This is a genomic window from Nonomuraea purpurea (assembly GCF_042650645.1).
GTDB lineage: Bacteria > Actinomycetota > Actinomycetes > Streptosporangiales > Streptosporangiaceae > Nonomuraea > Nonomuraea purpurea.
On sequence record NZ_JBHSBI010000009.1, the window covers coordinates 196,310 to 209,537 of the forward strand.

Below are 13,228 nucleotides of genomic sequence, written 5' to 3' on the forward strand. Positions count from 1 at the left end.
TTATGCCCACCCAGGTCACGTGTGGCCGCCGTTGACCGTGATGCGTTCCCCGGTGATGAACGAACCGCCGTCGGAGGCCAGGAACGACACGGCCGCCGCCACGTCTTCCGGCGTGCCCATCCGGCCCAGCGGCACCTGCTCGCGGTAGCCGCTCGGGTCGAGGTCGCCGTGCCGTTCCACCGGGATCCAGCCGGGGGCCACGATGTTGGCCGTGATGCCGTGGGGGCCCAGTTCGCGCGCCCACGCCTGGGTCATGGCGTGCTGGGCGCCCTTGGCCGCGACGTAGGCGGACATGCCGGGGAGCTTGCGGTCCACGACGTCCGAGCCGATCTGGATGATCCGGCCGCCGCGCCGCTCCTTCATGCCGGGCAGCACCGCCCGCACCAGCAGCGTCGGGCTCTTGACGAAGAACAGGAGCTGGTCGAGGTGGGCCTGCCAGGTGAGGTCCTCGATCGGGACGGCCGGCTGCGGGCCGGTCGCGTTGGCGACCAGCACCTCCACCTGGCCGAGCCGGTCCACGACACTGGCGATCAGGGCCGTGACGGCGGGCTCGTCCGTGACGTCGGCGGGGAACGCCTCGGCGATGCCGCCCGAGGCGCGGATGCCGGAGGCCACCTCTTCCGCCCCGGCATGGTCGGAGCGGTAGTTGACCGCGACGGCGAGCCCGTCGGCGGCGAGCCTGCTCGCGATCACGGCGCCCAGGCCGCGCGATGCGCCCGTGACGAGGGCGACAGGAGGTGCCTTTGCCATGGGCTCGACTCTAATCACTTCAGCAGGCCCGCAGGACGCGGCGCCTCCGTCTCCAGCCGGTACTCCCGCCCCGAGATGGCGCGGTTGCCGTCGATGACGCGCTCGGACGGCGGCTTGTCCCGGCCCATGACGGCCGCCTGCGTCCTGGAGAAACGCTCGTGGGCCTCGCGGACGTACCCGGTGCCCATCGTGGTGCGCTCGAGCTGGGTGGCGAGCAGTTCGCGGATGTAGCCCTTGTTCGGCTCGAACGTCACGGGCGGCGGCAGCGCGGGCGCCAGCACCTGGTCGGGGTCGCGTCCTTCACGCTCCCTGAACAATTCGGCGGCCAGCCGCAGGTGCTCCAGCTCCATGGACAGGTGCAGCTCCCAGAGGTTCTTCACCCTGGGGTCGGACTCGGTCTCCATGAAGGAGAAGTACAGGTAGCACTCGTTGTACTCGTGGTACAGCAGCCGCTCCCACCAGCTCTCGTCCGGGTCGGCCAGCGACTCGTAGTGGGTGACGTGCCCCTCCTCCGCCATCGCGATCTCCTGGAAGAGCTGCCGCGCGATCGGCTCCATGCACATGGGGCCGGCGTTCATGGAGAAGGTCATGATCTGCTGCTCGGCCGACAGGATCGTCAGGGCGTGCAGGCGCGACAGCGGCTCGGTGGCGCCCTTCCTGTACGGTTCGCGCACGTCGTCCAGCGGATCGCGGTGCTGGAGGGAGGTCGGACGCCCCGGCAGCACCTCGGTGGCCTGCTCGACGATCTTCTCGGCGCCGCGGTGCTCGATCATCTCGTACAGGTTCGCGTACCGGTAGAGGTGGTCGACGTGCTCCAGCAGCCCGAACTCGTAAGCCTGCCTCAGGTTCGGGTCCGGCTCCATCCTGGCCACCCAGGCCGTCAGGTCCACCGCCGCCTGCTGGTGGGCGATCGCCGTCTCCGGCACCGAGGCCGTGCCCGGCAGCAGCCAGCCGACCGCCTTCTGCTGCTGCGCCTCGATGTAGCGCAGCCGCGCCAGCCGCTGTTTGACCTCCAGGTCGGGGCAGTGGCGGGCGAACTGGTGGCTGAACCGGATCGCCTCCGCCTCGACGCCGTTCATCGTGATGATGCGGCAGCGTGTGTAGGGGTCGGCATGGTCGGCGCCGATGGGCGTGACGTTCAGCGCGTGCCAGTCCCGTAGCTGATCGTCCAGCGGGATACCCCGCTCCTGGAGTGGGTCGAAGGCCATGTCGCCGCCCGTACCCGTCGCCTGTGCCCGCAACCTCCGCGTTCGGTGCGCGAAAGCCCCGCGTTCGGTAAGGGCACGCGTGCCCTAAGAGGGCAGGGGTAGGGCGCTGGCGTGGGGGAACAAGATGTGATCGACCTGCTGATCGCCCAGCACGGGCAGATCAGGGACCTGTTCGACGAGGTGGAGCAGGCGCCGCCGGACAAGGTGGAGGAGGCGTTCGGCCGCCTGACGCGCATGTTGTCGGTGCACGAGACCGCCGAGGAGGAGATCGTCCACCCGTACGCGCGCAGGAAGCTCGACAACGGCCAGGGCGTGGTCGCCGACCGGCTGAGCGAGGAGAACCGCGCCAAGCGGCTGCTGCGGGACCTGCACAAGGCCGGCGTGGACGACCCCAAGTTCTGGGAGAAACTCGGCGAGCTGCGGGCGGCCGTGACCGTCCACGCGCGCAGCGAGGAGCGCTACGAGTTCGCCAAGCTGCGCGAGAACACCTCCTTCGTCGAGCGCAGGGCCATGGCGGCGGCGGTACGCGCGGCCGAGGCCATGGGCCCCACCCGCCCGCACCCGGGCGTGGAGTCGGCGACCAAGAACGTGATCGTCGGCACCCCGGCCGCGATCATGGACAGGGCCAGGGACCTGATCAGGAAGGCGCTCGGCAAGGGCTGAGCCGACCTTTCGACGAGCGTCGAAATGTCGGTGGACTAGCGTCGTGAGCATGGAGTACATCGCCCGTGACGCCGACATCGCGCCCGTCGCCGCGCTCATCGCCGACCCCACCAGGGCGGCGATCCTGACGGCCCTGCTCGGCGGCAGGGCGCTGGCAGCGGGGGAGCTGGCGCGGGTCGCCGGAGTGTCCGCGGCCACCGCGAGCGCCCACCTGGCCAGGCTGCTCGACGGCGGGCTCGTGGACGTCGTGCGCCAGGGCCGCCACCGCTACTACCGGCTGTCCGGGCACGAGGTGGCCGAGGTGCTGGAGGTGCTGGCCAGAGTCAGCGCGCGGCCGCCCGTACGCTCCCTGCGCCAGTCCCGGCAGGCCAGACTGCTGGAGGAGGCCCGCACCTGCTACGACCACCTCGCGGGACGGGCCGGAGTCGACCTGCTCGACCGGCTCAGGCAGGGCGGCTACTACGAGGCCTGCGACCTGACCCTGGCGGGGGAGCGGCTGCTGGCCGGGTTCGGCGTGGACGTGGCGCGGGCGCGCGCGTCCAGGCGCAGGTTCGCGCCCGAGTGCCTGGACTGGACCGAGCGCAGGTCGCACCTGGGCGGGGCGCTGGGCGCGGCGATCACGGAGGTGCTGCTGGAGCGCGGGTGGTTGCGGCGCGGGACGATCCCCAGAGCGGTGATCCTCACCGAGGAAGGCAGGCAGGGCCTGTCGGCGTTGTTCGTGAGTAAGGAGCTAACATCGCATTCGCCAGTTACCTAGCAGCGAGAGAGACATCATGCGCGACAACGGAGTCGTGACCGTCGGCCCAGAGCCCCTCACCTTCGACGACGTCATCCGGGTGGCCCGCCGCGGAGCCGCCGTCCAGCTCACCGACGACGCCATGGCCGCCATATCCGCCGCCCGCCAGCGGGTCGACGAGCTGGCCGAGAGCCCGATGCCCGCCTACGGCATCTCCACGGGGTTCGGGGCCCTGGCCACCCGGCACATCGACCCGGCGCTGCGCGCCCAGCTCCAGCGCTCCCTGGTGCGCTCCCACGCGGCCGGCAACGGCCCCGAGGTGGAGACCGAGGTGGTGCGCGCCCTCATGCTGCTGCGCCTGCACACGCTGGCCACCGGCCACACCGGCATCAGGCCCACCACGGCCAGGACCCTGGCCGCGCTGATCAGCGCGGGGATCACGCCGGTCGTGCACGAGTACGGCAGCCTCGGCTGCTCGGGCGACCTGGCCCCGCTCGCCCACGTCGCGCTCACGCTGATGGGCGAGGGCGTCGTGCGCGACAGCTCGGGAAGGCTCCAGCCGGCGGCCGAGGCGCTCAAGCAGGCCCGCATCGACCCCGTCGAGCTGGCCGCCAAGGAGGGCCTGGCCCTGATCAACGGCACCGACGGCATGCTCGGCATGCTCATCCTGGCCATCCACGACCTGACCGGGCTCGTCAGGACCGCCGACGTGAGCGCCGCGATGAGCGTGGAGGCGCTGCTGGGCACCGACCGGGTCTTCGCCCCCGAGCTGCAGGCGCTGCGCCCGCACCCGGGCCAGGCGCGCTCGGCGGCCAACATGACGAAGATCCTGCGCGAGTCCGGCATCATGGCCAGCCACCGCGACCCCGAGGCGTGCACCCGCGTCCAGGACGCCTACTCGCTGCGCTGCGCCCCCCAGGTCGCCGGGGCCGCCCGCGACACGATCGCGCACGCCGCGACCGTGGCCGGATGGGAGCTGGCCAGCGCCGTCGACAACCCCGCCGTGCTCGCCGACGGCCGCGTGGAGTCCAACGGCAACTTCCACGGCGCCCCGATCGCCTACGTCCTGGACTTCCTGGCCGTCGTGGCCGCCGACCTGGCCTCGATGTCGGAACGCCGCACCGACCGCTTCCTGGACGTGGCCCGCAACCACGGCCTGCCCGCGTTCCTGGCCGACGACCCCGGCGTCGACTCCGGGCACATGATCGCCCAGTACACCCAGGCGGCCATCGTCTCCGAGCTCAAGCGCCTGGCCGTCCCGGCTAGCGTCGACTCCATCCCCAGCTCGGCCATGCAGGAGGACCACGTCTCCATGGGCTGGTCGGCCGCCCGCAAGCTGCGCAGATCCGTGGACGGCCTGACCCGCGTGCTGGCCGTCGAGGTGCTCACCGCCGCCCGCGCGCTCGACCTGCGTGCCCCGCTGGAGCCCGCGCCCGCCACGGCCGCCGTGGTCAGGGCGCTGCGCGAGACCGTCCCCGCCCCGGGGCCCGACAGGTTCATGGCGCCCGAGATCGACTCCGCCGTGCGCCTGGTGGCCGAGGGCGGCGTCGTGGCGGCGGCGGAGTCGGTCACCGGCCCGCTGGACTGAGGGCCACGATCAGGTCCACCTCCAGCAGCAGGCCCGGCATGAACAGCTTCGAGACCTCCACGGTCGTGCTGGCCGGGGGCGTGCCGGTGATGTATTTGCGGCGCACGGCCCCGTACTCGCGGCGCAGCTCCATGTCCGTCAGGTACGTCCTGATGAACGCCACGTCCGCGAACCTCGCCCCCTGGTCGGCCAGGATGCGGGAGACGACCTGGAAGACGTGCTCGGCCTGGGCCGTCATGGAGCCCTCGCCGACCAGGTTCCCCTCCTCGTCGAAGGCGGCCTGGCCGGAGACGTAGAGCATGTCTCCCACCCGTACGGCGTGGGAGTACATGCCGTTCGTCGCAGGGACGGCCGAGGGATTGAGCGGCACCACGCGCGGCGCCGCGCCCTCCAAGGTGTGCTCGGCGATGGCCGTCAGGTCGCGCCCGCCCAGCCCGGCAGCCCGCGCTTCCTGCAGCCTGGCCCGCGCGGCCGTGGCCAGCGTCGCGCCCTCCCACGCCCCCAACTCCAGGTCCTTGGCCGCATGCGCGAGCGAGTAACGCGTCTCGGCGGACGGGACGCGCAGCCGCTCGGCCGGCACGCCCAAGGGGGTGCCCGACAACACCTCGATCAGCGCCCCATGGTCGACGCCGTGCGCCCGGCCGTAGGCGAAGGTCTCGGCCAGCAGCACCTGAGCGGGCACGAGCGCGCTCATGACGGCGATCTTCATGGCCGCGCCCGCCCCGAGCGGCCCGAGCTCCCGCACGGAACCGAACACCGCGAGCACCTCCCGGCACCCCGACAGGTCGCCGCCGGCCAGCACGGTCAGCGTGCCGTCGGCGGCCGGGCCCACACTGCCCAGCACCGGGGCGTCCACCAGCGCCACCTGCTGCGGCAGCAGCGCCCGCAGCTCCCGCACCGCCTCCGGGCCGATCGTGGACATCTCCACCACCGTCGTGCCGGCCCGCAGCCCCGGCAGCGCCGCCGTCAGCACCTCCCGCACCGCCGCGGGGTCGCTGAGCATCGTGATGACCAGTTCGGCGCCGTCCACCGCCGCCGCCACAGGCACGCCGCTCGCGCGCGTCCACGTCGTCACCTTGTGCCCGGCCTCAACGAGTCGCCGGGCCATCGGGGCGCCCATGCGCCCCTGCCCCAGGAAAACAATCATGCGCCCAGTGAACCGCGCCACGAGGCATTCCACCACCGACTAGATTGCATATCAGCCATGCCGAACACGAATGCCTTCGACACCGCCGCGCTCCGGCTCTTCGACGAGGTCGCCAGGAGCGGCTCGTTCACGGCCGCCGCCGAGCTGCTCGGATACACGCAGTCGGCGGTCTCCCGCCGCGTCGCCGCGCTGGAGCGGGCCGCCGGAGGGCCGCTCTTCGAGCGCCTGGCCAGAGGGGTGCGGCTGACGCCCGCCGGCGCGGCCCTGCACCACCACGCCGTCGCCGTCCTGGAACGGCTGGAACGCGCGGGCGAGGAACTGGCCGCCATCCACCGGGGCAGGGGCGGGACGCTGCGGCTGGGCGCTTTCGCCACCGCCAACGTCGATCTCGTGCCCGGGACGCTCAAACGCTTCGCGCAGCGGCGGCCCGACGTCGAGTTGCGCCTGGTCGAAGGGCTCACCGCGCGGCTCATGGACCGCCTGCGCGCAGGGGCTCTCGACCTGGCCGTGATCAGCGACTACCCGGCGGGGCTGCCAGGCGAGGGCGCGCGCCTGGTGCCGCTTCGTGAAGACCGCCTGCTCGTCGCGCTGCCCAGCGGGCACCGGCTGGCCGGCGAAACCGACGTCGACCTGCGGGAGCTGGCCGGGGAAACCTGGATCGAGGCCGCGCCGCGCGGTCAGTCGACGCTGCTGCTGACCGCGTGCGCGGCGGCCGGGTTCACCCCGCGCGGCGGGCTGCGGGTGGCGGAATGGACGGGCAAGTTCGGATTCGTCGCGGCCGGGCTCGGAGTGACGCTGGTGCCGGAGCTGGCGGCGCGGGCCGTGCCGAAGGATCTGGTGCTGCGGCCACTGAGGGGAATGGCCCCCGCACGCAAGGTGTACGCGGCTCTGCCCGAGACGCCACTGCCCGCCGCGCTGGAGCTCGCCCAAATGCTGGGAGAATGGGAGGTGTGTACGACGGTTTCGCCCACTTAGGCCACGTGTTCGCCACCGATCTACGCGACGTGACCTCCGACCTGGCCGCACTCGACGGCGAGGGCTGGTGGGCCGTTGTCGTCGACTACGAGGGCAAGGTGACGTGCGCCCGGTTCGACCGGGTGCGCAGGGCGCCCCTGCCCGCGCCCCCGGCCCCCTGGCACGGGCCACGCCCCGACCAGTGGCGCAGCTCACTCGACCAGGCCGCCTACGAGCGGGGCGTGCACGCCATCCGCGACTACATCGCCCAGGGCGAGGTCTACCAGGCCAACCTCTGCCGCGTCCTGAGCGCTCCCGTCCCCCACGACGCCGACCCGCTCGCGCTGGCCGCCAGGCTGGCCGAGGGCAACCCCGCGCCCTACGCCGCCGTCGTCCAGGTGCCCGGGCTCAGCGTGGTGTCGGCCTCGCCCGAGCTCTACCTGTCGCGCGACGGAGACGTCGTGGAGTCCCGGCCGATCAAGGGCACCGGCGCCACCGCCGGCGACCTGCTGGAGAAGGACTACGCCGAGAACGTCATGATCGTCGACCTGGTCCGCAACGACCTCGGCAGGGTCGCGGAGGTCGGCTCGGTCGAGGTGCCCTCGCTGTGCGCGGTCGAGGAGCACCCCGGGCTCGTCCACCTCGTCTCCACTGTACGGGCCAGACTGGCGCCGGGCGTGGGCTGGCCGGAACTGTTCGCGGCCACTTTCCCACCCGGATCTGTCACGGGCGCGCCCAAGTCGTCGGCATTGCGGATCATCAATGAGCTCGAACCAGCACCTCGCGGGCCGTACTGTGGGGCCGTGGGCTGGGTCGACGCCGACCGGGGCACGGCGGCGCTGGCCGTCGGCATCAGAACATTCTGGATCTCGGCAGGCGAGATCCGGTTCGGCACGGGAGCGGGCATCACCTGGGGCAGCGACCCCGGGCGCGAGTGGCTCGAAACCGAGCTCAAAGCGGCCAGGCTCATCAGACTGGCATCCACAGGAGGAATCTGAATGAACATCCCTGTCTGGGTCAACGGCGAGCTGCTCGACCCCGCTCAGGCCACCGTCTCGGTGTTCGACCACGGGCTCATGGTCGGCGACGGCGTCTTCGAGACGATCAAGATCGTGAACGGCAGGTCGTTCGCGCTCACCCGCCACCTCGACCGGCTCACGCTCTCCGCCCAGCGCATGGACCTGCCCGAGCCCGATGTCGACGCCATCGCCGACGGCATCGGCAAGCTGCTGGAGGTCGCCCCCGCCTGGGCGCTCGGCCGCATCCGCGTCACCTACACCAGCGGCCCTGGGCCGCTCGGCTCCGACCGCGGCGACCAGGGCACCACCTCCGTCGTCATCGTCGACGAGCAGAAGCCGTTCCCCGCCGCCGCCAACGTCGCGGTCGTCCCGTGGCCGCGCAACGAGCGCGGAGCCCTGGCCGGGGTCAAGAGCACCTCCTACGGCGACAACGCCAAGGCGCTCCTGCACGCCAAGAAGCGCGGGGGCGGGGAGGCCATCTTCGGCAACCTCGCGGGCGACCTCTGCGAGGGCACCGGCTCCAACATCTTCATCGTCCGGGGCGGGCGCCTGCTCACGCCGACGCTGGAATCGGGCTGCCTGGCCGGGGTGACCCGGGCGCTGGTGCTCGAATGGTGCGGCGGCGCCGAGGCCGACGTGCCGCTCTCGGCGCTGTACGAGGCCGAGGAGGCGTTCCTGACCTCGACCACCCGCGACATCCAGCCGATCAGGCTGGTGGACGACACCGAACTGCCCGCCGCTCCCGGGCCGATCACCACCAAGGCCATGCGGGTCTTCGCCGAGCGCTCCGCCGCGGACCTCAACCCGTAGCCCTCCTCACCGGCCTCCCGCGGCCCGCCTTCCCGGCCGGCCGCAGGGGCGGTTGGGGCCGCCGGGACCACTGGGACCACCCGCTGTGGTGGGTTCGTCGCGGTGGGGGAAGAAGCGGCCTCAGCCGGGTTACGCTTTCGCTGAAGGATTCGCTGTAGGAACACCTCCGAACACTGTGAGTCCAGATGAGTGGGGATGGCGGCGCTCCGGCGCCACCGGTTTCGAGAATGGGCGCGATCGTCACGGTGGAACGCCTGCTGGCCCGGACTCCCGCCGTGGCGGTCCTGCTTCCGCTGATCCAGGTCTACGACTCGGGCTGCCTGCTGAACATCGACGTGGTGGCCCGCAACGACACCGCCCCCCGGGGCCTGGCGCTGCAGCTCGACTCGGCGTACTCCGGCGAGGAGAGCACGTCGCTGCACATCACGCTGCGCTACCCGTCCGGCCTCGTGGTCGCCTCCGACACCGACCACCACTGCGCGCCGCCGTGCCTGTCCTGGTTCCCCGGGGGAGTACGCGGCGACGCGGCGTTCACGCTCTACCAGGTTCCCCTGTGGCTGTTCCCGCTGCCGCCTGCGCAGGACTTCCTGCTCACCGTCGAGTGGCCATGGGCCGGGATCGAGCCCGAGGCCCTATGGCTCGACGGCGCCGCCATCGCGGAGGCGGCGGCGCGGTCGGCGTCCTGCTGGCCGCTGTAGCCCGGCGGGTCAGTAGGACTTCTGCGTCTGGACGTTGAAGTCGTCCATCTTGACCTGCTTGGCCGGATCGGTGAGCGGGTCCTTGATCTCCAGCACGTCCAGGCCCTCCTGGATGTCGCTGGAGTAGATGTAGCCGTTGTAGTAGTAGGCCGACCAGGAGCCGGCCAGGCTGCCGCCCTGGAACGGGCCGCGCTCGAAGTAGCCGATCTCCTTGGGGTTGGCGGAGTCGGTGAAGTCCCAGATCGACACGCCGCCCTGGTACCACGACTGGACCATGATGTCCTTGCCGGGCACCGGGATCAGCGAGCCGTTGTGGGCCACGCAGTTCTCGTCGGGGGTCTGCTCCCGGGGGATCTTGAAGTAGCCGCGTAGCTCCGGCTTGCCGTTCGTCAGGTCGTAGACGGCGTTGGCGCCCTTGGTGCGGGGCGTGTTGCGGTCGCACGTGGCCTGGCTGCCGCCGCCCAGCTCGTCGCTGAAGACGATCTTGGTTCCGTCGTTGTTGAACGTCGCCGAGTGCCAGATCTGGAAGTTCTGTTTGTCCGTGAGTTGTTGGACGAGCTTCGGGTTGACCGGGTCGGAGATGTCGAGCAGCACGCCGTCACCGAAGCAGGCGGCCGCGGCCAGCTTCTTCTCGGGGTAGGCGGTGATGTCGTGGCAGCCGGAGCCGAACTCGGTGTTGCTGCGGTCCGGGAAGATGTCCGGCTTGGCCACGACTTTTGCTGACTCGGGGGACTTTGTTGGGATTTCTACGATTTGGATGAGTTCGTGGGGTGGCTTGCAGGTCTCCGACTCGGGCTCGGGGCCGGGCGAGGAGACGTACACGTACAGGGTCTCCCCGGCCGGGACCATCGTGTGCGTGTGCGAGCCGCAGTCGGTCGCGACGGCGGTGATGTACCTGGGGCTCTTCTTGTCGCTGATGTCGAAGATGCGCAGGCCCTCCCACGAACGCCGGTCATCGCCAGAATCGCACTCGGGGCCGGCGCGCGGCTCGTCGATCGAGAGGATGAGCAGGTCGCCATAGACGGAGACGTCGTTCTGCTGCGCGGGACACGCCACCTGGCTCACGATCTGCGGCTTGGTGGGATCACTGATGTCAAAGATGGAGAACCCGCCAAAATTGCCCACATAGGCGTAGTCGCCCTGGAAAGCCAGGTCCGTCCCGACGTCGTCCTCCCCGTCGAGCGGGGCCGTCTTCGGCACGTGGGCCACCTGCCGCACGTTGTCACTGGTCATCACGTCGCCGGTGACATTGTCGGACCCGCCGGGCGGAGCGCTGGTCTCCTGCTGTGAGGCGTTGTTTCGCGTGGGCGCCTCCGGAGACTCCTGATTTGCCGCGCACGCGGAGACCAGCAGTAATACCGTACAAAGCAACGCTCCGCGCAACTTGGCAGAGATCAACGCGCCTTCCCCTTTGTCTCGTCGTTCACTATGGAAGCTATGTCAGCAGGTTCGCAGTCGCGTACGGTGTTCATCACGGTTATGGCGATATTCGCCCTTACAGCCTGCTCTGAGCAGCAGCCTGCGCAGCCCTCCGCCATCGGCACGGAGGCGCCCGTGATCGTGCCGGGCCGTCCAGGAGGTCCCGCCCGTACAGCGACGCCAGGCGAACGGATCGGGCAGTCCCCCATTCCCACCGTCGCCCAGGACGTCCGCTTCGCGGAATCCATGATCCCGCACCATCGTCAGGCTCTGGAAATGACCTCCCTCGTCGAGGCCCGGACCACCACGTCGGAGATCCGCGCGTTCGCCCGCCAGATCGCCGCCGCGCAGACACCGGAGATCAAGGCCATGACCCGCTGGCTGACCGAACTCGGCCGCTCCGGCACCGCGAAACACGGCCACGAGCAGATGAGCGGGTACGGGATGGCCACCCGGCAGGAGCTGAACGCGCTGGGCGCGGCCAAGGGCGCCGCCTTCGACCGGCTGTTCCTGCAACTGATGACCCGGCACCACGAGGGGGCGGTGAAGATGGCGGGCGAACAACTCGCCTCGGGCCGCGACCAGCGCATGCGCCTGATGGCCAAGGACGTGTACTCGGGGCAGAGCATCGAGATCTCGCGCATGCGCACGGCCCTGAACGCCCTGCCCTCGTCCTGAAACGTCCGGCAGGGGCCAGGCGCCGTCCGGGGCTCCTGGACGGAGGGACGGCGCTCCGGGTCGGGGGAGGTGAGGGCACTCAGGAGGGCAGGGCAGGAAAGCGCACGGAACCTGCCCCGAAGGACGAAAGGCCGGTCAGGACGGCCAGAGCATGTTGGTGAGCTCGGCGTCCAGGTCCATGAAGTCGGTCTCCCGGCCGGCGGGCACCTTCTCGTAGGTCCGGTGCAGGAACTCGGTGAGCGGGGCCAGCGGCACCTCGAACAGCGCCTGCCCGAACGGGGAGGTCAGGCTGATGTGGAGCGTACGCTCGCCATCGGCACGCGCGGGCCAGACCTGCACGTCTCCGTCGCCGACACGCCTCACGATGCCCACGGTCAGCAACTCGCGGGCGAAGATCCACTCGACCGGTTCGTCGTTCCCTACGTGGAAGGCCATGCGGATGGCGTACGGATCGTCGGCTGTGTAACTCAGTCCGGCGAGCAGGGGGACGGTTGTACGGTCGGGGACCACAAGCCGAAGGCCAAGCTCGGCGGAGACGGTGGTGCTGTTCATCGTCAGCCAAACCTTTTCGTCGTAGGTCCCCTCTTCGGGGCTTTCACTGCTCTGACGGACTTCGTCCTGAGCTATGACGCGGAACGAAGAAACCTGTAGGAAAGATTCCGCTCCCAGGGCCTTCTGTAACGCACATCACAGGTGGACATTTAGGCATCTACCAGGCTAAACGGCATCAATCGGGTCGTATTTACGAGGGTTTTGCGCTTGCTGAGCCCGCCCTGGAGAGCCTCGGACATGAACGTTTCTCTCAAAAGATCGCGACCGCTGCCTTCCGGGAACACGACGATGGTATGCCACGGACCCGCCATGCTGGTGGGCAACCGCCGCGTTTCACCCGAATCCCTCTGGCCGGTTCCGGAACCGCGCCCGCCACCGGCCCTCGGACGCCCGCCCCGCGCGGCTTCGCTTCGCGAACAGGTGCCAGAGTGCGGTATGGTTTTCCCCGTCGGCACCGCAAGGAACCGGCAGGGCGGGCGATTAGCTCAGCGGGAGAGCGCTTCGTTCACACCGAAGAGGTCACTGGTTCGATCCCAGTATCGCCCACCAGCACGTCAGAGGCCGTTTCCCACATGGGAGGCGGCCTCTCTCCGTCTCTGGGGGCCCAGGGGCCAGAGCCGCTTCGCGATGTCTTGAGGGCCGGCCTCTCGGCCCCGATGGTGCGTCCCCCACGGGGCGGCTGGGCATCCCTCCGATCCTCGCGGGCGTGCGCGGCTGCCACTTGGGACCAGGGTGAATATATGTGGCGGGAGAGGCGACGATTGATATTTCGCCAGGACATAAGCCATTAGTAGAACATGATCTAATCTGGGCCCTTTGTCCGATCATGAGGTGAACTTCCGGGAATTGGCCTGCGTATCCCGAACGTCGTGTCGGATCTCGGACCAACTTCCTTGGGGCAAGGACAATTTTGCCGTCGATCGGCCGCAAAGCATGACGTTCCGGACACGAAGTCGGCGACGGCGGATGTGGTGTGAGCAGGCAACGGACGTGAGGCAGAGGAGAG

At 70.2% G+C, this 13,228-nt stretch carries 13 protein-coding genes and 1 tRNA gene; 9 read left to right on the top strand and 5 right to left on the bottom strand.

Annotated elements, in window-relative coordinates; genetic code table 11:
• Positions 1-15: 15 nt before the first annotated feature.
• Together ACFOY2_RS19700 and ACFOY2_RS19705 are read right to left on the bottom strand one after the other, a co-directional pair.
• The gene (locus ACFOY2_RS19700; protein ID WP_379529508.1) at positions 16-750 is read right to left on the bottom strand and encodes an SDR family NAD(P)-dependent oxidoreductase; all 735 of its coding nucleotides are present in this window, start codon (positions 748-750) and stop codon (positions 16-18) included.
• Positions 751-764: 14 nt separating this feature from the next.
• A complete protein-coding gene (locus ACFOY2_RS19705) occupies positions 765-1,958 on the bottom strand; it encodes a hypothetical protein (RefSeq protein ID WP_379529509.1) in 1,194 nt (397 codons plus the stop codon).
• 111 nt (positions 1,959-2,069) lie between these two features.
• Between ACFOY2_RS19705 and ACFOY2_RS19710 the strand changes: the two genes are divergently transcribed.
• Genes ACFOY2_RS19710 through hutH form a run of 3 tightly spaced genes read left to right on the top strand, consistent with a single transcriptional unit; the run spans position 2,070 to position 4,945 of the window.
• A complete protein-coding gene (locus ACFOY2_RS19710) occupies positions 2,070-2,621 on the top strand; it encodes a hemerythrin domain-containing protein (RefSeq protein ID WP_379529510.1) in 552 nt (183 codons plus the stop codon).
• A 49-nt stretch (positions 2,622-2,670) separates the two neighbouring features.
• Positions 2,671-3,378 (top strand): ArsR/SmtB family transcription factor, encoded by a 708-nt coding sequence (locus ACFOY2_RS19715; RefSeq protein ID WP_379529511.1) that lies wholly within the window; start codon positions 2,671-2,673, stop codon positions 3,376-3,378.
• A 16-nt stretch (positions 3,379-3,394) separates the two neighbouring features.
• Positions 3,395-4,945, top strand: coding sequence for a histidine ammonia-lyase (gene hutH, locus ACFOY2_RS19720; RefSeq protein ID WP_379529512.1), 1,551 nt, complete (start codon positions 3,395-3,397; stop codon positions 4,943-4,945).
• Here hutH and ACFOY2_RS19725 read toward each other — a convergent pair.
• Entirely contained in the window at positions 4,926-6,092 is a 1,167-nt protein-coding gene (locus ACFOY2_RS19725) for a Rid family hydrolase (RefSeq protein WP_379529513.1), read from the bottom strand. The two genes, hutH and ACFOY2_RS19725, sit on opposite strands and share 20 nt — an antisense overlap.
• 57 nt (positions 6,093-6,149) lie before the next feature.
• Here ACFOY2_RS19725 and ACFOY2_RS19730 point away from each other — a divergent pair, with 57 nt between their 5' ends.
• From ACFOY2_RS19730 to ACFOY2_RS19745, 4 genes are all read left to right on the top strand, one after another.
• Complete coding sequence (locus ACFOY2_RS19730; RefSeq protein ID WP_379529514.1) at positions 6,150-7,067, top strand: LysR family transcriptional regulator; 918 nt, start codon at positions 6,150-6,152, stop codon at positions 7,065-7,067.
• Positions 7,034-8,044 carry a chorismate-binding protein gene (locus ACFOY2_RS19735; RefSeq protein ID WP_379529515.1) on the top strand — a complete coding sequence of 337 codons (1,011 nt, stop codon included), beginning with the start codon at positions 7,034-7,036 and terminating at the stop codon, positions 8,042-8,044. Before ACFOY2_RS19730 ends, ACFOY2_RS19735 begins: the two co-directional genes overlap by 34 nt.
• A complete protein-coding gene (locus ACFOY2_RS19740) occupies positions 8,045-8,875 on the top strand; it encodes an aminotransferase class IV (RefSeq protein ID WP_379529516.1) in 831 nt (276 codons plus the stop codon).
• 227 nt (positions 8,876-9,102) lie between these two features.
• The gene (locus ACFOY2_RS19745; protein WP_379529517.1) at positions 9,103-9,573 is read left to right on the top strand and encodes a hypothetical protein; all 471 of its coding nucleotides are present in this window, start codon (positions 9,103-9,105) and stop codon (positions 9,571-9,573) included.
• Between the two features lie 9 nt (positions 9,574-9,582).
• Here the strand turns inward: ACFOY2_RS19745 and ACFOY2_RS19750 are convergent, their stop codons facing one another.
• Positions 9,583-10,971 (bottom strand): LVIVD repeat-containing protein, encoded by a 1,389-nt coding sequence (locus tag ACFOY2_RS19750; RefSeq protein ID WP_379529518.1) that lies wholly within the window; start codon positions 10,969-10,971, stop codon positions 9,583-9,585.
• Positions 10,972-11,052: 81 nt separating this feature from the next.
• Between ACFOY2_RS19750 and ACFOY2_RS19755 the strand changes: the two genes are divergently transcribed.
• On the top strand, positions 11,053-11,670 hold the full coding sequence (locus ACFOY2_RS19755; RefSeq protein WP_379529631.1) for a DUF305 domain-containing protein: 618 nt from the start codon (positions 11,053-11,055) through the stop codon (positions 11,668-11,670).
• A gap of 135 nt (positions 11,671-11,805) precedes the next feature.
• Here ACFOY2_RS19755 and ACFOY2_RS19760 read toward each other — a convergent pair whose 3' ends face one another.
• Entirely contained in the window at positions 11,806-12,222 is a 417-nt protein-coding gene (locus ACFOY2_RS19760) for an SsgA family sporulation/cell division regulator (RefSeq protein WP_020547189.1), read from the bottom strand.
• 474 nt (positions 12,223-12,696) lie between these two features.
• Here ACFOY2_RS19760 and ACFOY2_RS19765 point away from each other — a divergent pair.
• A tRNA-Val gene (locus tag ACFOY2_RS19765) sits at positions 12,697-12,771 on the top strand.
• Positions 12,772-13,228: the final 457 nt, after the last annotated feature.

Coding starts and splice junctions, on each gene's coding strand:
- ACFOY2_RS19700 (WP_379529508.1), bottom strand. CDS start 750: ATGGCAAAGGCACCTCCTGTCGCCCTCGTCACGGGCGCATCGCGCGGC.
- ACFOY2_RS19705 (WP_379529509.1), bottom strand. CDS start 1,958: ATGGCCTTCGACCCACTCCAGGAGCGGGGTATCCCGCTGGACGATCAG.
- ACFOY2_RS19715 (WP_379529511.1), top strand. CDS start 2,671: ATGGAGTACATCGCCCGTGACGCCGACATCGCGCCCGTCGCCGCGCTC.
- hutH (WP_379529512.1), top strand. CDS start 3,395: ATGCGCGACAACGGAGTCGTGACCGTCGGCCCAGAGCCCCTCACCTTC.
- ACFOY2_RS19725 (WP_379529513.1), bottom strand. CDS start 6,092: ATGATTGTTTTCCTGGGGCAGGGGCGCATGGGCGCCCCGATGGCCCGG.
- ACFOY2_RS19730 (WP_379529514.1), top strand. CDS start 6,150: ATGCCGAACACGAATGCCTTCGACACCGCCGCGCTCCGGCTCTTCGAC.
- ACFOY2_RS19735 (WP_379529515.1), top strand. CDS start 7,034: ATGGGAGGTGTGTACGACGGTTTCGCCCACTTAGGCCACGTGTTCGCC.
- ACFOY2_RS19740 (WP_379529516.1), top strand. CDS start 8,045: ATGAACATCCCTGTCTGGGTCAACGGCGAGCTGCTCGACCCCGCTCAG.
- ACFOY2_RS19745 (WP_379529517.1), top strand. CDS start 9,103: ATGGGCGCGATCGTCACGGTGGAACGCCTGCTGGCCCGGACTCCCGCC.
- ACFOY2_RS19755 (WP_379529631.1), top strand. CDS start 11,053: ATGGCGATATTCGCCCTTACAGCCTGCTCTGAGCAGCAGCCTGCGCAG.
- ACFOY2_RS19760 (WP_020547189.1), bottom strand. CDS start 12,222: ATGAACAGCACCACCGTCTCCGCCGAGCTTGGCCTTCGGCTTGTGGTC.